The following is a 21,500-nucleotide window of genomic DNA, read 5'->3' as shown; positions in this document are numbered from 1 at the left end:
ATAATAATAATACACGTCTTTCAAAATTGATATTAATACAAAATAGTTAATTGGAAAGTCTAAAGATCGGGTATGAAAACTCTTTTATATAAACCCTTTCTGGGGTTTTGATACACTTTGAATGATATAACTGGCATGGATATTGCTAGATAAATAACTGAAAGATTGATTTTACTAGAATAGAGGAAGTGATGATTTTTATGATTGGGATACTTGTGATAACTCATGGGAACCTTGCAGAGGAAATTTTAAAAACAGCCCAGCTGATTGTTGGAAGACAAGAACGTGTATTATATTTGGGACTTCATTATGGAGACAGCATTGAGGAATTTTCAGTAAAAGTAAAAGATACTATAAGCTCTCTTGACGATGGCGATGGTGTTTTGGTTTTTTCAGATTTATTTGGTGCTAGTCCATATAATGCAGCGGCTTTTAGTGCAGGTAAAATTCAAAGTTCAAAGTTCAGGTGCATAACAGGAGTTAATTTGCCGATGTTGTTGGAGGCTCTTACTACACGAGATGGGTGTAACCTTGAAAACCTGACAGAGGCATGTATGACCTGTGGAACTCAGGGAATAAAAGAGTTGTTTGACCAAATTAAATTAAAAATGTAAAGGAGTTGTTTTTTATGTTGAATATTGTTCTTACAAGGATAGACGACAGATTGATACATGGACAGGTGGCTACGGCATGGTCAAAAGTTACAAATGCAAACAGAATTATTGTAGTAGATGATGAAGTGGCAAAAGATTCATTTATGAATTTGGTATTGAAATCTGCGGCGCCAAGTTCACTTTCTGTGGATGTTCTTACAGTAGAGGATGCATCAAAGCTTATAAATAGCGATGATACAGGAGAGAAAGTAATTGTTCTTGTAAAAACGCCTCTTACAGTAGTGGCACTTTTGGATGCAGGTGTAGATATTAAAAAACTCAACTTGGGGGGGATGGGTGCAAGGAAAGGCAGAAAGCAGCTTTATAAAAATATATCTATTTCGGAGGAAGAGAGAAATGCATTCAGGGATCTTATAAATAGAGGTGTAAACGTATTTTTGCAAATAGTTCCCGATGCAAAGCAAATATCTGTATCAAAATTATTGTAGTCCAATTAAAATAATTCAAAGGAGATGAAGTACAAATGCATATTACTTTATTGCAGGCAGTGTTAATTGGTATCTTTTATTATATTTCTTGGAGTCCATGGTTTACCTATGTAGGATTCTTCACATTTAACAGGCCACTGCTTGCAGGATTTATAACTGGTATTATATTGGGACAGCCTCTCGAGGGGGCACTTATAGGAGCTGGAATAAATGTAATTTATCTCGGTTTTATATCGGCAGGAGGAGCCCAAATGGGAGATCCGTCATTTGCAGGATATATAGGAACAGCACTTGCAATAGCATCAGGGCTTGATGTAAAAACAGCCATGGCAATATCTGTACCTCTTGGAACAGTAGCTACTATTCTGTGGATTGGAAAAATGACAATAAATTCTTTCTTTGTTCATTGGGCGGACAAGGAAGTTGAAAAAGGAAATATCGACAAGGTATCTTTTATAAATATAGTTCCACCTCAAATTGTACTGTTTTTATTGAGTTTTATTCCTGCAATGCTTGTAGCTTATTATGGTCCAAATGCAGTTGACGGTCTCTTGAGTGTTTTGAACAAAAATGTACTGCATGTGTTTAATGTAATAGGTGCTATGCTTCCTGCACTTGGAATTGCAATGAACTTGAAACTGATAGGAAATTCATTTACAATGCCATTTTTCTTCCTGGGAGTAATTATGGCAGTATATTTCAAGCTGGACATAGTTATTATTTCTATAATAGGAGTAATACTTGCACTGACTATAACTTCAATAAAAAACAACAATTCTGCCGCGAAAGCTTAGAATTGTCATTAAGGAGGGTTTCTTATGAAAGATTCAAATACAATGGTTGAGAATAAGTCCGGTAATAGCAGAGACGAAAAAAAGCTTTCTAAAAAAGACATAATTAAAAGCTGGTTTAGATGGTTTATGTTTGCACAATCGAATTACAATTATGAGAGATTGCAGGCTACAGCATTTGCACATTCCATGATGCCTGTTATAAAAAAGCTTTACTCATCCAAAGAAGAGAGAAAGTCTGCGGTTGAAAGACATTTATCGTTTTTTAATACTGAACCTATATGCGGCTCGGTTATACATGGAGTAACTATAGCGATGGAAGAGGAAAGGGCAAATGACAAACCAATAACTGATCAAAGTTTGAATGCTATAAAAACAGGACTTATGGGACCACTTGCAGGAGTTGGAGATACTCTTACGCAGGGAGTCATTACACCAATAATTCTTGCTATATGTATTGGCATAACAAACACACAAAATATAGTAGGCCCAATAATATTTCTAATTGCACAGTATGTTATAATGACAACTATTTCTTTTACAATGTGGACTAATGGTTATAAATTCGGTAAAAAAGCTGTTGAAGAAATTTTAAAAGGAGGTAAAATAAACAAGGTAATTGAGGCCGCTTCACTTCTTGGAACACTTGTAATGGGCGGGCTTGTAGGAAGATTCGTAAATCTGCAAACGTTTATAACGTTTAAAATGGGAGAAGTGAATTTTAGTCTCCAAAAAGATCTTTTGGACAAGTTAATGCCTGGATTGGTACCACTGGTTTTAACTCTCTGGGTTTTACACCTTGTAAAAAAAGGTGTTTCACCTATAAAACTTATGGGAATTCTTATAGCTTTGGGTACGGTTACCGGTATAATGGGAATATTTTAAAAATAAATGTATAGTACTGTAATGAAAGGGAGTATTATTTATGAATCTTACGCTTGAAAATGTGGATAGCCTGCGATTAAGTGATTTTTTGAGAGATGATTTAAAATGCTGCTGCGGCAGGAAGCATTATATTGAATTGGAAGATGTGATAATTGAAGAAAATGCTTTAAACAGGCTTCCGGAGCTTCTTAGAAAGTACAAGTTAAAAAAGGTACTGCTTGTCTGTGATTCGCACACATATGAGGCGGCAGGAGAATTAGCTGTACAGATTCTTGAAAAAAGCAACTTTAGATACAAACAATTTGTATTTTCAGTTGAGGAGGATCTTGTGCCGGATGAGCAGGCAGTAGGGAAATTGCTTATACAGGTTGATAAAGATATAGATGCCATAGTTACAGTTGGAACTGGAAGCCTGAATGATTTATCAAAATTTGTAAGTTATAGAACAGGGATACCTTCTATTATTGTTGCCACTGCACCATCTATGGATGGATTTGCTTCAAATGGTGCAGCTCTTATAGTTGGAGATTTGAAAATAACTTATGAGGCTTCGGTGCCAAAGGCTGTAATTGGAGATGTGAACATACTTAAGAAGTCTCCGGAAGACATGATATTAGCTGGATTTGGTGATATATTGGGAAAATATTCGGCGCTAAACGATTGGAAGCTGAGCAAAGTTGTAAACGATGAATATTACTGTGATGTCACGGTGAAAATGGTGCAAAATTCTTTAAAAAAATGTATCGACAATGTGCATGGAATAAAGAAAAGAGAACCTGATGCAATAAAAAGTTTAATGGAAGCTTTGGTACTTACAGGAATAGCCATGAGCTTTGTTGGAAATTCAAGACCGGCGTCAGGCTGTGAGCACCATCTGGCGCACTATTTTGAGATGATGCTGCTGTTTGAGCATAAAAAGGCAATACTTCATGGAAGAAAAGTTGGTGTAAATACAGTTATAACGACTAAGTTGAGAGAAATGCTGTTAAGTGAAAATGTTGATTTTGATAGTGCAGTGTCTGCTGCTGAAGATTTTGATATTGATAAATGGACCCAAAAAGTTAATGATACGTTTAAAGAGGCGGCGAATGGAATTATTGAAATAAGCAGGAAAGATGAAACTACTTCCGTTGAAAAAAGAATTAAAAGAATTAATAGTATAAAGAAAAACAAGGAAAAGATAAAACAGATATTGAGTGAAATTCCGAAAACAAGTGAAATTCAGAACATACTCAGAGAAGCTGGAGCTCCAATATTTCCTGAAGAAATAGGAATAAAAAATGAACTTGTATTAGATGCGGTTTTGATGTCAAAGGAAATAAGAACCAGGTATACAGTACTGACTATGTTGTCAGATCTTGGACTTCTTCAAAAATTTGCAGGCGGCATAGTAGAATATTTAAATGGGGCAAGTGATTTAAATGAAAGATAAAGGCAGAATAAAAGTACATGGTGAGGCTGCTTCTAATTTGCTTGGCAGGATAAAGTGTTTCATATTTGATCTTGACGGCACGGTTTATCTCGGAGATAAAGTTTTGGAAGGCTCTATGGAGTTTTTCAAGATTCTTGATAAAAACAATATAAAATTCAAATGTTTTACCAATAATTCATCTAAAAATGCGGCAATGTATATAGAAAAGATAAAAAATATGGGTTATGATTTGAGAGATGATATGATGTTGATTTCAAATCAGGTAATAATCAGTCACATTAAGAATAATATGCCGGATAAAAAAGTATTTGTGCTTGGAAATAAATATTTAAAGGGAGATTTTGAAAAAGCAGGCATAAAATTGGTTGATGAAAATGCGGATATAGTTGTAGTTGGATTTGATACATCTCTTGAATATAAAAACGTATTAAAAGCATGCAGCTTTATAAGAAATGGTGCTGAATTTCTAGGAGTCAATCCCGACTTTAATTGTCCGGTTGAAAATGGATTTATGCCGGATTGTGGCTCAATATGCGCCATGATAACTGCATCAACTGGGGTTAAACCGGAGTTCTTTGGAAAGCCCTCCAAACATACATTGGGTTATATTGCAGCTGATACAGGCTTTGATGTAAAAGATATAGCTTTTGTTGGTGACAGATTATATACGGATATTGCAATAGGGAATGGAAATGAGTCAGTCACTATACTTGTACTTACAGGTGAGACAAAAGAGGAAGATCTTGAAAAGTCTGATATAAAACCAACGCTTGTATTTGATTCATTGCTTGAATTGAAAAATTTATTTTTAAAGATATAGTAGACTACTTATGAGGTATGTTGAAGTTGAATATCAAAATTGATACAATATTATTTGATATATTTTATAAGATAGAGGGGAAGCTATATGCAGGAATTAGTTCAATCAGTGGAAAGGGCACTATCTATTCTTGAAGTTTTGGCTGATTATGAGGATGGAATTGGAATTGCCGAAATTAGTGAGAAAGCAGGTTTGCATAAAAGTACCGTTTACAGATTGATAAATACTTTAATTCATAAAAACTATGTGGAGCAAAATCAGGATACAAGCAAGTATTTTCTAACTTTGAAGCTGTTTGAACTTGGAAGCAGAAAAATTGGTAAAATAGATCTTGCTCCTACTGCAAAACCATATTTGAAGGAACTTGTGGAAAAAACAGGGGAAGTTGTTCATCTTGTAGTTAGGGAAAAAAACCGTATAGTCTATATTGATAAGATAGAACCTGAAAAGTCAATAATGATGTATACACGAATAGGTATGAGCAAACCAATGTATTGTACAGCCATGGGCAAGGCAATAATGGCTGAACTCGAGGATGATGAAGTTGCAAAAATATGGAATGAAAGCGATAAAAAAGTATATACTGAAAATACAATAGTGAAACTTGAAGAATTAAAGGAAAATTTGAAAGATGTAAGATTAAAAGGTTATGCTATTGATAATCAGGAAGTCGAGAAGGGAATCATATGCCTTGGGGCTGTTATTAAAAATTACGATGGAGCCATATGCGGAGCTATAAGTGTATCTGGATCCATAATAACTTTGACTGATGAAAAAATTGAATATGTTTCAGAGCAGCTGGTTAAGTGTGCTAAAGATATCTCCAAAAAGCTTGGATATAAATACTGATGATTTTTAAGTATGGGTAATCAATATAAAAAAAATGTTGATCGCCCATATTTTTTTGCATATATACTTGAAATTTACAGCCATATTTTGTATAATAAAAGTAAATTCATAATATGAAACTATAGTTCACGATACGAATAAAACAAATGGAAGGGAATGATTAAAAAATGGAAATAAGATATGCGACTGATCCGGAAGATTCAAAAAAATATGATACGGAAGAGCTTAGGAAGCATTATCTGGTAGAGACAATATTTGAAGAGGACAAGATACTATTTACCTACAGTCATGTTGATAGAATAATATTTGGGGGAATAATGCCAAAGGAAAAAGAGCTTAAACTTGAGGCTGGAAAGGAACTTGGAGTTGACTATTTCCTTGAAAGAAGAGAACTTGGCATAATAAATATAGGAGACGAGGGTGAAATTACAGCAGATGGTACAACCTATACCATGAAAAAATACGATGGAATTTACATAGGAAAAGGAACAAAAAATGTAACATTCAAATCAGCAAATCCATCTGCACCTGCAAAATTTTATGCGGCATCTTCACCAGCACACAAAACTTACAAAACAGTTCATATAGATTTTCAAAAGGCAGAGCATACAAAAACAGGAAACTGTGAAAATTCAAATGAAAGAGTAATAAACAAATATATAAATCCAAGCGTTCTTGAGACATGCCAACTTCAAATGGGGATGACAGCACTTGAGGCAAATAATATGTGGAACACAATGCCTGTTCATACTCACGATAGAAGAATGGAAGTATACTTTTACTTTGAACTTGGAGAAAATGACAGGGTATTTCATCTCATGGGAAAACCACAGGAAACAAGACACATAATAATGAAAAACGAGCAGGCGGTTATATCTCCAAGTTGGTCAATTCATGCAGGAGTAGGAACAAAGAATTATATTTTTATATGGGCAATGTGTGGTGAAAACCAGTCATATGATGATATGGATAATATAGAAACCAAGAGTTTAAGATAGAGCTTTACAATACAAGGGAGTGAATGATATGGATGAAGGACTAAAAAATTTTTCATTGGATTTTTTTAAATTGAAAGGTAAAGTTGCAATTGTTACTGGAGGAAATACTGGACTTGGACAGGCATATTCTGCAGCACTTGCAAAAGCGGGAGCTGATCTTTTCATAGTAACTCATAACAGCAGTTTTGATGAGATAAAGGAATTTGCAGAGTCGCAGGGTGTAAGGGTCGGGTTTTATAAAACCGATCTCAGCAAAAAAGAGAACGCAAAGGCAGTTGTAGATAAATGCATTGAAAGGTTTGGAAAAGTAGACATACTCATAAATAATGCAGGAACTATAAAAAGATCCCCTCTTCTTGAATATAAGGATGAGGATTGGAAAACTGTAATTGATATAAATCTGAATGCAGTGTATTATTTGAGCATGGCGGCAGCTTCTTATATGGTAAAACAGAAATCCGGAAAAATAGTAAATGTATGTTCAATGCTTAGTTTCCAGGGAGGAAAATTTGTACCTGCATATACTGCAAGCAAGCATGCTGTTGCAGGACTTACAAAAGCCTTTGCGAGCGAACTTGCGGCCTATAATGTCCAAACAAATGGAATTGCACCGGGATATATAGAAACAGCAAATACAGAACCTATAAGAAGAAATAAAGAGAGAAGTAACGAAATACTTTCAAGAATACCGGCAAATCATTGGGCAAAACCATCAGAATTAATGGGTGCAATGGTATTTTTGTGTTCGAGTGCGTCTGATTATGTAAATGGACATATACTTGCAGTAGATGGTGGATGGCTTGTTAGGTAATAATATATATGTTGTTTCAGAATAAAAATGTTTTTTTGAACAGCATGTACTTATGATCAGCATAATTGTTCACGTGAACAATTATGCTGATTACAAAATATTAGAAGAGGAGTGAGTGTATTGAAAGAATACTCAAAATGGATGGCTGATTCAATTATTGAAAAAAACATAAATTTGACAGATCACTGGGGATATGAATATGGATTGACATTGGATGGAATAGCCAGGGTATGGCAAAGTACAGGCGACGAAAAGTATTTTGATTTCATTGAAAAGGTTATGAATGCATTTATAAAAGAAGATGGGACTATAGAAGGATACAGGGAGGATGAATACAATCTTGATCATTTGAACAATGGAAAAATTTTAATTACCTTATACAAGGCAACGAAGAAAGAAAAATATTTAAAGGCACTTAAACTTTTGAGGGCACAGATAGATAGACAGCCAAGAACTAAAGAAGGTATATTTTGGCATAAAAAAATGTATCCAAATCAAGTATGGCTTGACGGACTTTACATGGGTGCAACTTTTTATGCCAAGTATATAAAAGAATTTGGAGATGAATCAGAATTTGATGATGTTGCATCACAATTTATAAAATGTGAAAAAAATTTAAAGGATGAAAAAACGGGGCTTCTATACCATGCGTGGGATGAATCAAGGAAAATGTATTGGGCCGACAAGAATACGGGATTGTCACCACACTTTTGGGGAAGGTCAATGGGATGGTATGTAATGGCTCTTGCTGATACTATAGAAGTTCTGCCGGAGAAAAACAGTTATAGAGAAAAACTCATTGAAATTTTTAATGATTGCATACAGGCTTTGCTTAAGGTTCAGGATAAAGATACGAATGAATGGTATCAAGTGCTTGATCAGGGAGCAAGAAAGGGAAATTATATAGAGGCTTCAGGGTCATGTATGATAGCGTATTCATTACTAAAAGGCACCAGAAAAGGATACTTGTCCGAAGAACTGATTAAAAAGGCAGAAGAATCCTACAAGGGTCTTATTAGGGAATTCGTATCGGAAACTAAAGATGGATTCATAAATCTAAACAAAATATGTTCAGTAGCTGGACTCGGTGGAAAAACAAGAAGAGACGGTAGTTTTGCGTATTATATAAGCGAACCAATAGTCAGCAATGAGCCAAAAGGACTCGGTCCATTTTTGCTTGCGTCAGCAGAATATGAATTACTTCAATAATATGTAAAAGATCGGTACAAATAAAAAGTAAATATGATTTAAATTTTATTGGAGGGAACAAATTATGAAAGAGAGAATAAAGTTAAGAAATATAATAGGTTATTCCAGTATAAATTTTCTTGGAAGTGGGGCACAGGGGTTAATGTCTGCATGGCTGATGTATTTTTATACAAGCTTTTGTGGAATAAACCCGGTAAAGGCAGGACTTATATTTTCAATTGCAAGGCTTGTAGATGCAGTTGGAAATCCAGTTATAGGTTTTATAAGCGACAGTCTTGGAAGAACTGCACTAGGAAAGAAATTTGGAAGAAGAAAACCAATTATTTTCATAGGAATAGTTGGAATTGCAATTATATTCCCGGTACTGTGGCTTCCGTATAAATCCTTTTCATTCTATTTTATCTGTAATTTTATATATGAGATATCATACACTTTGATTTTCGTACCAGGTACAACGCTTCCTGCAGAGATGACACAAAGTGCAGCAGAAAAAGCAAAATTAATTGGTGGAAAGCAATATTGTGGAACTATAGCCAATGTTCTCACAGGATTTTTGACGGCACATCTCTTTGTTAAGTATGGAAAAAGCTCTGTTGATGCATTTAGGTATATAGGTTTGATTTATGGAGCAATAGTTACAGTGGCATTGATTTTCTTCATTTTAAATGTATATGAAAGAGATCCTGAGACAGTTATATACGAAGATGCAGCTGGATCACTGAAAGAGATATTTAGAAAACTTGGAATAGATATATCTTCAAGTATGAGAAATAGATCATTTAGACTTCATACTGTAATGTGGTTTTTGGGAAGTGTATTCAAGCAGCTTGCAGGAGGAGTGCTTACTTACTTTGCAATATATGTTGTTGGAGTATCAACTGTAGTACTGTCTAATGTAAACGGTGTATCGTCAATTATTTCCTGTATTGCACTATTTGTATATATAATACTTGCATACAAATATGGAGGGCCTAAAACTTATAGAATAGGATCTACAATAGTTTTTGCAGCCAGTGCAGGTTATCTGTATCTTTCACTTGTCGGATACAATTCAATGACGATTGTATTGTTTGTAACGTTTGCCATAGTTCATCTTATAGGAAAAACTGCGGTGGATTATGTTCCTACCTATCAAATGGGATTTATAGCAGATATAGATGAAGCTATAACTATGAAGAGAAGAGAAGGGGTTTACAATGGAGTAAACGGTTTATTTGGAAAATTGGCCTCTGCAATTGAACCTTTTGTACTTGGAGTTGTTCTGTCAGGTTTTGGATTCAAGGCTGCAAATGCAAAAAAGCATATATTCCCTGTCCAGCCGCACAGTGCAATTGTTGGAATAGCTGTAGTTACAATAGTTGTTCCTATCGTACTTCTTGCAATAGCATGGATTGCATCAAAGAGGTTTAAACTCACAAAGGAAACACATAAACTTCTCGTAGATGAAGTTGAGAGAATAAAAGCAGGTGGAGAAAAAGAAGATGTTACTGAAGAAGCAAAAAATGCTGTTGAGGAATTAACAGGATGGCAATATGACAAGTGTTTTGGCAATAATAATGTGGCATATACAAACAAAAATAATATTGACAATGCTAGTAGAGTATAGAGGTGAGCCTTTATGGAAGAAATAAAACAGTGGAAAAATATATGCAAGGCTAAAAGTATAGTGGAAATTTTAAATAAAAAACACTTCAAGGCTTCTTATGTAGAAACTTTGGAACAGGGGAAAAATCTCCTGCTTTCAATGATAGAGGAAAATTCAACTGTGGCAATAGGAGGATCTGAAACACTTGCCGTCATGAATCTTGTGGAAATTTTGAGAAAGGGAAAGTATAAATTCTTTGACAGATACAATAAAAGTCTTCCTTTTGATCCTGACATAGTAGAAATTCATAGAAAGTCACTTACAGCAGATTATCTTATAACAGGAACAAATGCCATAACTAAAAATGGGGAACTTGTGAATACAGATTGTACAGGAAACAGAGTGGCACCTATGATATTCGGTCCTAAAAATGTCATAATAGTATGCGGTGTAAACAAAATAGTTGAAAACATAGATGATGCTTTTAAGAGAATAAGGGAGATTGCCCCTATGAATTCCAAAAGAATACACCATGAAACTCCCTGTGTTGAAACAGGATTTTGTACAGACTGTGACTGCAAAAAAAGGATATGTAATTTCACTACGATAATTCATAATGGGATAAAGTTTGAAGGAAGAATAAAAATTATAATAGTAGCTCAGGAATTAGGCTATTAAGGGGGGATCTGTAATGCTGGAACTGCTTTGTCTGACTTCCACATCGGCTTCTTTTGAAATAACCAGCAGCAGTTGTTTTTACTGTGATGAGAAAGCTGATATTTATGTAAATGATAAAAGGGTATTCGAAGTAAAACAAAATGTATTTACACTAAATAATTTAAAGCCAAGCACAGAATACACTGTATGGTCACAGAATTCGAAAACTAAAGAAAAAAGCGAAAAAATCAGTATAAAAACAAATGAGGAATCTGGTTTTGTTGATGTAAGGAACTTTGGAGCAGTAGGAGACGGAAAAAGTGTAGACACATGTTTTTTACAGGCGGCAATAGCAAGTTGTCCTAAAAATGGAAGAGTTATAGTCAAAAAAGGGATTTATCTGACTGGACCTCTATTTTTAAAAAGTGATATAACTATTGAACTTCAAGAAGGGGCAGTACTTTTAGGATTAAAAGATAGAAAGGACTATCCTATACTTCAAGGGACAGTCAAAGGACAGAAGGATGAATTCTATCTTGGATCCTGGGAAGGCTGTGAGCAGGATATATTTGCCAGCCTTATTACAGGAATAGGGGTGTCAAATGTAAATATTACAGGCAAGGGTGTAATTGATGGAAATGCTGATTTTGACACATGGTGGTACAAACCCAAGGAGAAAAATATTGCCTACAGACCAAGAACAGTATATATAAATAACTGTAGTAATATACTGCTTCAGGGAGTTACCATAAAAAATTCTCCATCATGGACAATTCATCCTTTAATGTCCAGGCATTTAAAATTTATAAATCTAAATATAGAGAATCCCTTTGATGCTCCAAATACCGATGCACTTGATCCTGAGTCCTGCGAAGACGTACTAATTTGTGGAGATGTGTTTTCGGTGGGAGATGATTGTATTGCAATAAAATCGGGAAAAATTGCAAGAGCTCAAAAAGACCCTGTGCCATCTAAGAATATAAAGGTAAGAAACTGTAGTATGAAATCGGGACATGGGGCAGTTGTAATAGGAAGTGAAATGTCATCTGGTGTTATGGATGTTTTCATAGAAAAATGCATTTTTGATGAAACAGACAGGGGACTTAGAGTAAAGACGAGAAGGGGAAGAGGTTCAAAGGGAATTATAGACAATATTTGCCTCAAGAATGTTGAGATGAACAAGGTTTTAACTCCATTTGCCGTAAACTGTTTTTATTTTTGTGATTCGGATGGAAAGACGGAATATGTATGGAGCAAGGAAAAGCTTCCGGTTGACTGTAATACTCCATATGTTGGAAAAATAAACATAGAAGATGTGGTTTGCAAAAATTCTTCAGTTTGTGCTGCATTTATGTATGGACTTCCAGAAAGAAAAATTGAAAAAGTTCAAATGAAGAATGTATTTGTAGATTTTGATGAAAATGCCAAAGAAGGATATGCGGATATGATGAGCTTTATCCAGCCTATGAAAAAAAATGGAATGTACTTCAATAATATAAAGAACCTGTTGCTTGATAATGTAAAGGTGAAAAATTCACTTACAGAGGATGTTGAAAAGTCAAATATAGAAAAGTATTTTAGAAATTAAATAGGGGGAGATGAAATGAAAAAAAGTGTGTGGCAATTCTCACGAAAGGCAATTATAGGGGTTATGGCCTCATCCATGGTAATGGTTCCGGTTTTCGGAGTCAGTGCAGCTTCAAATTATACTTCTAAAAATAGTATCTCGGTTTTATCTCAGAACAATGATCAGGTTCAAATAACTGAAAGTTCAGGATGGCTTGAGTCTGCAAATGTAGAATGGAAACCTGTATCGGAAGCTTCCGGATATAATGTCTATTTCAAGTCTAAAAGTGATCCTGATTCAAGTTACAAAAAATTGGACAGTGAATTGATAAGACAGTATGCTTCATATTTTAGGGCTGATGTATTAGGGCTTGAGAAAGGGGAATATGTACTGAAGATAGTTCCTATTATAAATGGACATTTGGATAGTTCCAAGGAGTCTGTTACCCAAACTCTAAGCGTTGCTCAAAACAAAAGAGAGGGATTTGGATTTTCAGCAGCGTCGCCTATGGGTACAGCATCAGGTGGATATAATGATGATGGTACTCTTCCAGAGGATGCAAAAGTACTGTATATAACACCGTATAATGTAAACACTGTAACAGCTGAGGTTATTACAAACAACAAGGGTTCCAAAACACAGTGCACCGGGCTTACTGATATTCTGGCAAAACGTCAAAAGGGATATGACAAAACACATCTTGTAATTCGTATGATAGGACAGGTTAAATCATCTCAAATAAAGGGACTTAACGGAAATGGATATCTTCAGCTTAAAGGATGTTATAATGTAACTTTTGAAGGTGTTGGGAAAGATGCTACAGCGTATGGATGGGGATTTCTTGTGAGAAGTGCACACAATGTGGAAATTAGAAATATTGGAATAATGCTTTTCCCGGACGATGCAGTCTCTCTTGATACGAACAATGAAAATATATGGATTCACAACAATGACTTTTTCTATGGTACTGCAGGTGGAGATGCAGATCAGGCAAAAGGTGACGGTTCCTGTGATATAAAGAAAAATTCAACTTATGTTACTGTTTCTTACAATCATTTCTATGATTCGGGGAAGACTTCTCTTTGCGGAATGGGGGACAAGGAAAAGTTTTTTGTGACATATCATCATAACTGGTTTGATCATTCAGATTCAAGGCATCCACGCATAAGAGTTGGTAGTATTCACATATACAACAACTATTTTGATGGAAATTCAAAGTATGGTGTAGGTGTAACAATGGGTGGTTCTGCGTTTGTTGAGGCAAATTACTTTAGAAACTGCAAAGATCCTATGTTGATTTCACGTCAGGGCACGGATGTATATAAAAATGCCAAGGGTACTTTTTCAGGTGAAGACGGAGGAATGATAAAGGCATACAACAACAGAGTAGAAGGGGCGGAAAGACTTGTTTATGCAAATCAGGATTCATCACAGTTTGATGCCTATCTTGCAAAGTCGAGAGATGAAAAGGTACCAGCTTCCTATAAAACAGCAGCCGGGGGAAATACCTATGATAACTTTGATACAAGTTCATCTATGTATAAATACAGTGTTGATTTACCAGAGAATGTAAAGACAATTGTTACTACCTATGCAGGGAGAGTAGATGGAGGTGATTTTTCGTGGAAATTTGCGGATACTGATGATGGAAGCTATTCTATGGACAAAAATCTTATGAGCAAAATAAGGGGCTATCAGTCAGGAATAGTATCATTTGGAGAAAATTTAATACAAGTGAATAAAAAGTACAACAACAGTGCAAGTTTAAATTCAACAGGAGTTGAAGTATACGTATCTCCAAATGGAAAGTCACAAAATAGTGGAACTTATGACAATCCTGTAGATTTATTAACTGCTTTATCAAAGGTGGAAAATGGAAAGGCAAGTTCAATCATTTTAAAGGATGGAACCTATACATTTGATAAACAGATAACGATAAATGCAAGTGGAAGAAGTGATGCACCAAATGTATTAAAATCCATGAGCGGTTCAAATGTAATATTGGATTTTTCAAAAGAACCGTATAATACAAGTGATACCTCCAAAAATGACAGAGGAATTCAACTTAATGGAGACTACTGGAATATATCAGGAATTAGGATAAAGGATGCGGCAGACAATGGAATGATGCTTTCAGGAAGTCACAATGTAATTGAGAGATGTATATTTGATGGAAATAAGGATTCAGGACTTCAAATAAGCAGAAGCAGTTCATCTGTAACTGATTTTAACAAATTTCCAAGCTATAACAAAGTAATAAACTGTACTTCCAAAAACAATTGTGATCCTGCAACTTATGAGAATGCAGATGGATTTGCAGCAAAGCTTACTTGTGGTAATGGAAATGTTTTTAATGGATGTTTGTCTTACAATAACAGTGATGATGGATGGGATCTTTATGCAAAGAAAGCAACAGGTTCAATAGGGGTAGTTACAATAGAAAATTGTATTTCCATGAGAAATGGCAGAACAGAAGATGGAAAAACAAAATCAAGTTGTGATGGGAATGGATTTAAACTTGGTGGATCTGGAGTACCAACGCCACACAAGATTATAAACTGTCTTGCGATAGAAAATCTTCACCATGGTTTTACAGACAACAACAATCCTTCCGCTCTTCAAGTTGTAAATTGTACAGCTTTTGATAATAATCAGGGAGGCGGTAAAAACAATTTTAGTTTGTACAGATGCAAAAATGCCACCTTGTCGAATTCAATTTCATATACAACCAATGGTACATCCGATAAATTGCAAAATTTAACAGGGGATCACATTGTATATACAAACAGTAAAAAATGGTATAAGGTAACTAACAAGCAGAGTGTAGATGTAAAGAATTCCAATGAAAGAGGCGAAGCTATTTCAAATGGAATACAAAAATCTGATTTTATAAACACCAATATTCCTGCTGTGGGAACTGATTTTGATAAAGTTTGGAGAAATACAGATGGAACTTTAAACACAGGCGGAACATGTATAATATCACCTAAAAGTCAATACGGAAAATTTTCAAGTGATGGTGGCGTAATTGGAGCAAGATTTTAAATTAAAAAGGGATGAGACACTAAAATTTTTAATGTCTCATCCCTTTTACTTATTTTACAGTGCCCTTTAAATCATATAATGTTTGAGATCTCATATTATCCATACCGCCAAAGCCACTGTCTTTAGAGTCTTTGTTTGTTTGATTTTTCTTTGAACTTGTGTTGTTCCATAAATCTTCAGAAACTTTTTTCCCGTTTTTCTGAATCCAGGACATGATTTGGCTGGAATCTCTACCATCCATTCCTCCCGAGAGGACATATCTTACTTCACCTTTTTTTACAAGTTCTTTAAACTGACTTAATGTAAGTATTTTGTCAGAACCTGAGAAGCCTCCAAGAGCCATTACGCTTTGACCGCTTTCCAAGATTATACTCCCTGCAGTATTGGAACTTGATACAACAAGTGCATACTTTGAGTTGGAAGCGTTCTTTTCAAGAAAACTTATAAGCGTGCTGTTTGCATTCTCAGCACCCATTTTTCCACCGCCTGTACCGCCAGGTCCATGTTTTGAGTTATCACTGTTTGATAAAAGTTCAAGCCCGCCGGCAGGAATTGATCCATTTACAGAGTGAGTTATGGTAGCAGAAGCGCCTATAGCAGGTGTAGTCAGAATTCCAACAAGGGATACAGCGGTAAGTATCTTTGCGGTATTTAAGCTTTTATTTTTTATAAAACTAAACAGTATAAGTAAAGCTGATGCTCCAAAGCATAAGATTATAGCTGCAATTATTACTGCTTTTATTGAAGCGGAAATACTGCTTGCAAAGTATGACAGCATAACAAGATGAACGATTCCCTCTATTATAAAACTTACGGGGAGAATAAATGATTTTATGCCGCCCTGTTTATAAAGCTTCCACATAGAGGTAATTCCAATTCCGGACAGTGCTGCAGCTGGAGGTGCCATCATAGTAAGATAATACGGATGGAACAGTCCCTTTGTGTAACTAAAATATATAAATTCTGGAAAAAACCATAAAAACCACAATATAAGGTCAAGTTTTTTCTTGTTATTGAAGGAACCTTTTAATTTTTCCACCAGTGCTGCTGCTATAAATCCTATAAAAGCAAGAGGTATAAACCAGACTATCTGATCGGACAGTACATTTTTTGAAAACAATCGTGCAACTCCAGCTTCAGTTTGTCCTCCGAAACTTCCGGAAAGGCCTGACATTCCTCCGCCGGGTCCGCCGCTTGGCATGCCGGATTTTCCTTTGAAATTTTTACCTGATTTGTTTTGGCCTCCTCCAAAGTTTGGCTTTTCTCCGGAATTACCTTGAGGGTTTGACATACTAGGAGAGGCATTTTGTTTACCACTTTGGCTGCTATTTGCACCTGATTGTGAAGAGTTTGTTGAATTCATTTCAGGAGGCTTCATCTGATTGTTTCCTGATTTTTTGGAACCATTTCCAGGAGCACCGCCCGTACCCATGCCGCCGCTGGAACTGCTTAATCTTTCAAGACCATTATGTCCAAATATGAGCTCCATAACAGTGTTATTTGTACTGCTGCCAACAAAAGGTCTGTATTTTGAAGGAACAAGATCTACTGCAAAAGCCCAGGAAAGAGATATTACAAGTAATACCAAAGTTCCTACAGCAAGATGAATGATTCTTTTCTTTAGAGGCAGTGCAGCTGAAATCAAGTAGGTTATATATATTGCAGGTCCTACCATATATGCCTCAAGCATTTTTATGTTAAATCCGAGACCGACAAGTACAAGACTTATTATCAGGTATTTCAGTTTTCCCTGTTCTGCTGCCTTTGACAGGAACATACAGGAAATTAGCAAAAATACGACCAAAAGATTGTCTACAGTGTTATTTCTGCTTGCAGCTACAAATACAGGTGTAACACACAGACACAGGGCTGATATTATTCCAGAAGAAAATCCAAAAGATCTTTTTACCATATAGTAGATTAGGCCTACTGATATTACACCGGCCAGAGCCTGTGGCAGAAGTATGCTCATGCCGCTGAAACCAAATATTTTTGCAGATATTGTCTGTATCCAGAACCCTAAAGGTGGTTTGTCTATAGATACAAAACCAGCAGGATCGAAAGATACAAAGAAGAAATTTTTAAAATTCATCATCATACTTTTTACACCAGAGGCGTAGTACTCATTTGCATATCCTTCTATAGCTAAATTTGCAAAATTCAGTATTGCAGATAATAAAATTACAAGAGATATTGCAATCCTTTCTTTTGTAAGTTTAAGTTTTCCCATAAAGTTTCCTCCTTAGTTAAAAACCCAGATTTTATATAGTATGAAGTTAACAATCTGAGCTGCCAGTGTTACTATTATTTTGGCAATGTACAAGTTAAATCCGAAATTATTTATGAGGAATTTCATAAATATTACTGTGATTAATAGGGACAATATGTTTACAACTATAAATTGTAAAAGTTCATGTGAGACTTTCTTGTTATCACCATTTGACTCAAATGTCCATTTTTTGTTGAATATAAAGCTGTTTGCCACGCCAAAGCTGTATCCGATTATCTGACTTATAGTGTAATATACTCCGAATATACTGCTGCATATTGTAAATACAATAAAATCCACCAGAGTATTTATCACTCCTGTTGCAGAAAATCTACTAAAAAGTTTTAATTTTCCATTGAATATGGAATCCACTGTTTTAACTATTTGATTCATGATTATCACATGCCTTGTTTTTATTTATTATATTTTTGATTATATAGTTGGGTCTGTTTTTACTTTCGTCAAATATTCTTCCGAGATATTGTCCCATCACTCCAATACATGAAAGCACTATACCAAACATTAAAAAGTTTATGCCTATTATTAAGCCAAAGTTGACTATGGAAGTCCCTGAGATTATATATCTTATTAAAAGTGCGATTATACATACAGCTCCTAAAAATAAAGAGGCTGCTCCAATATACAAAGATAAAATAAGTGGTTTATATGAAAAAGAAGTTATTCCGTCAAGTGCAAGTTTGAGCATTTTTTTTAGGGGATATTTGCTGTCGCCTGCGAATCGTTCATGTCTTGTAAATTTTACCGAAGTTTGATTAAAGCCAATCCAGCTTACAAGACCGCGTACGTATCTGTTCCTTTCAGGAAGTGAATTAAGCACATTGCATACTTTTCTGTCTATGAGTCTGAAATCACCAGTGTCTACAGGGATACTTATGCTTGTCATGCTGTCTAAAATTCTGTAGAAAGTTTTTGCAGTAAATTTTTTAAAAAAGCTTTCACCCTGGCGTTTTTCCCTTTGGCCGTAAACTACGTCGTATCCTTCTTTCCATTTTTGAATCATCTCTAAAATGACCTCGGGAGGATCTTGAAGGTCGGCGTCTATTACAATAACTGCCTTTCCACAAGAATTTTCCATACCTGCCGTTATTGCACACTGATGACCGAAATTTCTTGAGAAATTAATAAGCTTTATATTTTTATCCCTTTCACAGATTTTTTGAGTAAGTTCAATTGTATTGTCATGACTTCCGTCATTTATAAATATGATTTCATAATTTTCATTAGTAGAGTCCATTATGGTTTTTAATCTCGAATAAGTTTCATTAATTACGAGTTCTTCATTGTACAGGGGAACTACAATAGAATAAATTATGTTTGTAGCCATTTCTTTCACCTCAATTCAACTTTAATAATTATACTTATCATTTTGTATATTTAACCTTAAAAAAGCCTTAAAATGACCAGAAATAAATGTAAATTAAATTTGAATATTGTATATGATACTTCATAAGTTCAAGTTATAATATATAATAAAACAGGAGGTAGCGTTTATGAGATTACTTTTAGTTGAAGATGAAGTTATGCTTTCTGATGCACTTGTTTATATTTTAAAAAAGAACAATTATAATGTAGATACAGCCTACGATGGAATTGAAGCCGAGGAGATGGCGGAAACACAGATATATGATTTGATAATACTTGACAGAATGCTTCCTGGGAAAGATGGAATAGATGTATTAAAGGAACTTAGAAAGAAGGAAATTGGGGTGCCGGTTATAATACTCACCGCCATGGATTCAGTTGGCAGCAGAGTCGAGGGGCTTGACAGCGGAGCTGATGATTATCTTGTAAAACCATTTTCTACAGATGAGCTTTTAGCAAGGATAAGGGCACTTGGAAGGCGGCATATAAATTTTATTCAGGATAATAGTATTGAACTTTCTTCCATGTGCTTTGATCCTTTGAGAGGTGAGATAGAATGTCATGGAAAGAAGATAAAGCTTACATCAAAAGAATCACATCTGTTTGAACTGCTTGTGAGAAATAAAAATCAGGTTATAACCAAGGATCAGATTTTAGACAGAGTATGGGGTATTGATTCCGATATAGAAATGAACAACAATATAGAAGTGTATTTCTCACATTTAAGAAAAAAACTAAGGTCGATAAACAGCAGTGTAGTTATAGAAACAGTTAGAGGAATAGGGTATTGTTTGAGAGAGGATTAAATTATGTTTCGTAAGCTGAAAATAGAACTTATATTGATAAATTTAATACTTACAGGTTTGGTGCTTGTTACGATATTTTCAGGCATATATGTGATGATGAAAAAAAGCTCGGATAATTCCGCTTACATGAGAATGGAGAAAATAGCGGAAAATGGGAATGTGCCGCCTCCAGGTCCGCGTGAAGACAGGTTTGACTCACTTAGGGACATAGTTGTGAAAACAGATAAACTTGGAAATGCTGGAGAGATGCATTTGAACTCAAATTTATCCGTTGATGAGGCAAGGGAGATATCAAAAAAGGTATTTTACATAAAAAGTGAAAAAGGTTCTATAGATTACAATGGTTTTTCTTTGAGGTATATAAAGGTTCCCAAAAGTTATGGTTTTATTATGGTATTTTCGGATAAGTTCTTCGATAATCAGGTAATGAAGCGCTTGATTATCATATCCATAATAGTATGTACCATAAGCCTTGTGCTTGTATTTGTAATTAGTCTTTTTCTGGCAAATACATCACTTAAACCTATAATAGACGCCTGGAAAAAACAGCAGGCTTTTGTTGCAGATGCATCCCATGAGCTGAGGACACCCTTGGCTGTCATAAGTACGAATCTTGAAATAGTTATGGAAGATAATAATGAGAGTGTTGGAAATCAGAGAAAGTGGCTTGAAAATATAAGCCTTGAAACAAAAAGAATGACGAAGCTTATAGAAGATTTGCTTTTCCTTGCACGGTCTGACTCTAAAAAATTATTGAAGTTTGCCGAATTTAATTTGAGCAGAACTGCTGAAAAATCTATTGCTTCTTTTGAAGCTGTAGCTATAAAACACGGTATAATTTTAAAAAAGGATATAGAACCTGAAGTGATTTTTCGGGGAAATGAAGGACGCATAAAACAGCTTATAGTAATACTCTTTGATAATGCAGTGAAGCATACCAAGGAAGGTGGATGTATCCAGTTAAAGGTACACAGGGATAAAAACAGGACGGAAATAACTGTATCCGATACGGGAGAAGGAATATCAGAAGAATATATAGACAAGATTTTCGACAGATTTTACAAAATAGATAAATCAAGATCAAAAAGAGGCGGTAATTTTGGGCTTGGACTTTCAATTGCAAAGAGCATTGTTCAAGAGCATAATGGAAATATAGATGTTTCAAGCGTTGTTGGAAAAGGTACTACATTTAAGATTGTATTTTGAAATATAAATAGTTTATCATTAATGGCGGATTCATATAATTAGATTTGTATGGATGCGCTGTTTTTATATTGCTTTATATACAAAA

Annotated in this window: 19 protein-coding genes; 16 read left to right on the top strand and 3 right to left on the bottom strand. The window is 35.0% G+C overall.

Annotated elements, in window-relative coordinates; all coding sequences use genetic code 11:
* Positions 1–191: 191 nt before the first annotated feature.
* From AC4CVH_RS09895 to AC4CVH_RS09830, 14 genes are all read left to right on the top strand, one after another.
* Positions 192–614 (top strand): PTS sugar transporter subunit IIA, encoded by a 423-nt coding sequence (locus AC4CVH_RS09895; protein WP_490787601.1) that lies wholly within the window; start codon positions 192–194, stop codon positions 612–614.
* A gap of 14 nt (positions 615–628) precedes the next feature.
* The gene (locus AC4CVH_RS09890) at positions 629–1,102 is read left to right on the top strand and encodes a PTS sugar transporter subunit IIB (protein WP_490787600.1); all 474 of its coding nucleotides are present in this window, start codon (positions 629–631) and stop codon (positions 1,100–1,102) included.
* A 35-nt stretch (positions 1,103–1,137) separates the two neighbouring features.
* Complete coding sequence (locus tag AC4CVH_RS09885) at positions 1,138–1,896, top strand: PTS mannose/fructose/sorbose/N-acetylgalactosamine transporter subunit IIC (protein WP_490787599.1); 759 nt, start codon at positions 1,138–1,140, stop codon at positions 1,894–1,896.
* A gap of 24 nt (positions 1,897–1,920) precedes the next feature.
* Positions 1,921–2,778 carry a PTS system mannose/fructose/sorbose family transporter subunit IID gene (locus AC4CVH_RS09880; RefSeq protein WP_490787598.1) on the top strand — a complete coding sequence of 286 codons (858 nt, stop codon included), beginning with the start codon at positions 1,921–1,923 and terminating at the stop codon, positions 2,776–2,778.
* A gap of 40 nt (positions 2,779–2,818) precedes the next feature.
* Positions 2,819–4,210, top strand: coding sequence for a sn-glycerol-1-phosphate dehydrogenase (locus AC4CVH_RS09875; RefSeq protein WP_490787597.1), 1,392 nt, complete (start codon positions 2,819–2,821; stop codon positions 4,208–4,210).
* Positions 4,200–5,030, top strand: coding sequence for an HAD-IIA family hydrolase (locus AC4CVH_RS09870; RefSeq protein WP_490787596.1), 831 nt, complete (start codon positions 4,200–4,202; stop codon positions 5,028–5,030). Before AC4CVH_RS09875 ends, AC4CVH_RS09870 begins: the two co-directional genes overlap by 11 nt.
* 87 nt (positions 5,031–5,117) lie before the next feature.
* The gene (locus tag AC4CVH_RS09865; protein ID WP_490787595.1) at positions 5,118–5,879 is read left to right on the top strand and encodes an IclR family transcriptional regulator; all 762 of its coding nucleotides are present in this window, start codon (positions 5,118–5,120) and stop codon (positions 5,877–5,879) included.
* 167 nt (positions 5,880–6,046) lie between these two features.
* The gene (gene kduI, locus AC4CVH_RS09860) at positions 6,047–6,877 is read left to right on the top strand and encodes a 5-dehydro-4-deoxy-D-glucuronate isomerase (protein WP_490787594.1); all 831 of its coding nucleotides are present in this window, start codon (positions 6,047–6,049) and stop codon (positions 6,875–6,877) included.
* Between the two features lie 28 nt (positions 6,878–6,905).
* Positions 6,906–7,688 carry a 2-dehydro-3-deoxy-D-gluconate 5-dehydrogenase KduD gene (kduD, locus tag AC4CVH_RS09855; RefSeq protein WP_490787593.1) on the top strand — a complete coding sequence of 261 codons (783 nt, stop codon included), beginning with the start codon at positions 6,906–6,908 and terminating at the stop codon, positions 7,686–7,688.
* Positions 7,689–7,808: 120 nt separating this feature from the next.
* Positions 7,809–8,897, top strand: coding sequence for a glycoside hydrolase family 88/105 protein (locus tag AC4CVH_RS09850; RefSeq protein ID WP_490787592.1), 1,089 nt, complete (start codon positions 7,809–7,811; stop codon positions 8,895–8,897).
* Between the two features lie 64 nt (positions 8,898–8,961).
* Positions 8,962–10,503 (top strand): MFS transporter, encoded by a 1,542-nt coding sequence (locus tag AC4CVH_RS09845; protein ID WP_490787591.1) that lies wholly within the window; start codon positions 8,962–8,964, stop codon positions 10,501–10,503.
* 12 nt (positions 10,504–10,515) lie between these two features.
* On the top strand, positions 10,516–11,160 hold the full coding sequence (locus AC4CVH_RS09840; RefSeq protein ID WP_490787590.1) for a lactate utilization protein: 645 nt from the start codon (positions 10,516–10,518) through the stop codon (positions 11,158–11,160).
* A 13-nt stretch (positions 11,161–11,173) separates the two neighbouring features.
* Positions 11,174–12,727, top strand: a complete 1,554-nt coding sequence (locus tag AC4CVH_RS09835; RefSeq protein WP_490787589.1) for a glycoside hydrolase family 28 protein — start codon at positions 11,174–11,176, stop codon at positions 12,725–12,727.
* A 15-nt stretch (positions 12,728–12,742) separates the two neighbouring features.
* The gene (locus AC4CVH_RS09830; RefSeq protein WP_490787588.1) at positions 12,743–15,751 is read left to right on the top strand and encodes a pectate lyase family protein; all 3,009 of its coding nucleotides are present in this window, start codon (positions 12,743–12,745) and stop codon (positions 15,749–15,751) included.
* A gap of 49 nt (positions 15,752–15,800) precedes the next feature.
* Here AC4CVH_RS09830 and AC4CVH_RS09825 read toward each other — a convergent pair whose 3' ends face one another.
* Genes AC4CVH_RS09825 through AC4CVH_RS09815 form a run of 3 tightly spaced genes read right to left on the bottom strand, consistent with a single transcriptional unit; the run spans position 15,801 to position 19,365 of the window.
* Entirely contained in the window at positions 15,801–17,981 is a 2,181-nt protein-coding gene (locus AC4CVH_RS09825; protein ID WP_490787587.1) for a glycosyltransferase family 39 protein, read from the bottom strand.
* Between the two features lie 12 nt (positions 17,982–17,993).
* A complete protein-coding gene (locus AC4CVH_RS09820) occupies positions 17,994–18,413 on the bottom strand; it encodes a GtrA family protein (RefSeq protein ID WP_490787586.1) in 420 nt (139 codons plus the stop codon).
* Positions 18,397–19,365, bottom strand: a complete 969-nt coding sequence (locus AC4CVH_RS09815) for a glycosyltransferase family 2 protein (protein ID WP_490787585.1) — start codon at positions 19,363–19,365, stop codon at positions 18,397–18,399. The genes AC4CVH_RS09820 and AC4CVH_RS09815 overlap by 17 nt, the downstream gene beginning before the upstream one ends.
* Positions 19,366–19,531: 166 nt before the next feature.
* Between AC4CVH_RS09815 and AC4CVH_RS09810 the strand changes: the two genes are divergently transcribed.
* Positions 19,532–20,209 carry a response regulator transcription factor gene (locus tag AC4CVH_RS09810; protein ID WP_490787584.1) on the top strand — a complete coding sequence of 226 codons (678 nt, stop codon included), beginning with the start codon at positions 19,532–19,534 and terminating at the stop codon, positions 20,207–20,209.
* Between the two features lie 3 nt (positions 20,210–20,212).
* Positions 20,213–21,415, top strand: coding sequence for a sensor histidine kinase (locus tag AC4CVH_RS09805; RefSeq protein WP_490787583.1), 1,203 nt, complete (start codon positions 20,213–20,215; stop codon positions 21,413–21,415).
* Positions 21,416–21,500 lie beyond the last annotated feature (85 nt).

Source organism: Clostridium pabulibutyricum (genome assembly GCF_058242705.1).
This window is presented reverse-complemented; position numbering and strand designations above follow the sequence as displayed.

Excerpts from the sequence above, each read along its gene's own strand:
- AC4CVH_RS09880 (WP_490787598.1), top strand. The coding sequence starts at position 1,921 with ATGAAAGATTCAAATACAATGGTTGAGAATAAGTCCGGTAATAGCAGA.
- AC4CVH_RS09840 (WP_490787590.1), top strand. The coding sequence starts at position 10,516 with ATGGAAGAAATAAAACAGTGGAAAAATATATGCAAGGCTAAAAGTATA.
- AC4CVH_RS09895 (WP_490787601.1), top strand. The coding sequence starts at position 192 with ATGATTTTTATGATTGGGATACTTGTGATAACTCATGGGAACCTTGCA.
- AC4CVH_RS09805 (WP_490787583.1), top strand. The coding sequence starts at position 20,213 with ATGTTTCGTAAGCTGAAAATAGAACTTATATTGATAAATTTAATACTT.
- AC4CVH_RS09865 (WP_490787595.1), top strand. The coding sequence starts at position 5,118 with ATGCAGGAATTAGTTCAATCAGTGGAAAGGGCACTATCTATTCTTGAA.
- AC4CVH_RS09890 (WP_490787600.1), top strand. The coding sequence starts at position 629 with ATGTTGAATATTGTTCTTACAAGGATAGACGACAGATTGATACATGGA.
- kduD (WP_490787593.1), top strand. The coding sequence starts at position 6,906 with ATGGATGAAGGACTAAAAAATTTTTCATTGGATTTTTTTAAATTGAAA.
- AC4CVH_RS09845 (WP_490787591.1), top strand. The coding sequence starts at position 8,962 with ATGAAAGAGAGAATAAAGTTAAGAAATATAATAGGTTATTCCAGTATA.
- AC4CVH_RS09870 (WP_490787596.1), top strand. The coding sequence starts at position 4,200 with ATGAAAGATAAAGGCAGAATAAAAGTACATGGTGAGGCTGCTTCTAAT.
- AC4CVH_RS09825 (WP_490787587.1), bottom strand. The coding sequence starts at position 17,981 with ATGGGAAAACTTAAACTTACAAAAGAAAGGATTGCAATATCTCTTGTA.
- AC4CVH_RS09830 (WP_490787588.1), top strand. The coding sequence starts at position 12,743 with ATGAAAAAAAGTGTGTGGCAATTCTCACGAAAGGCAATTATAGGGGTT.
- AC4CVH_RS09810 (WP_490787584.1), top strand. The coding sequence starts at position 19,532 with ATGAGATTACTTTTAGTTGAAGATGAAGTTATGCTTTCTGATGCACTT.
- AC4CVH_RS09875 (WP_490787597.1), top strand. The coding sequence starts at position 2,819 with ATGAATCTTACGCTTGAAAATGTGGATAGCCTGCGATTAAGTGATTTT.
- AC4CVH_RS09835 (WP_490787589.1), top strand. The coding sequence starts at position 11,174 with ATGCTGGAACTGCTTTGTCTGACTTCCACATCGGCTTCTTTTGAAATA.
- AC4CVH_RS09820 (WP_490787586.1), bottom strand. The coding sequence starts at position 18,413 with ATGAATCAAATAGTTAAAACAGTGGATTCCATATTCAATGGAAAATTA.
- AC4CVH_RS09815 (WP_490787585.1), bottom strand. The coding sequence starts at position 19,365 with ATGGCTACAAACATAATTTATTCTATTGTAGTTCCCCTGTACAATGAA.
- kduI (WP_490787594.1), top strand. The coding sequence starts at position 6,047 with ATGGAAATAAGATATGCGACTGATCCGGAAGATTCAAAAAAATATGAT.
- AC4CVH_RS09885 (WP_490787599.1), top strand. The coding sequence starts at position 1,138 with ATGCATATTACTTTATTGCAGGCAGTGTTAATTGGTATCTTTTATTAT.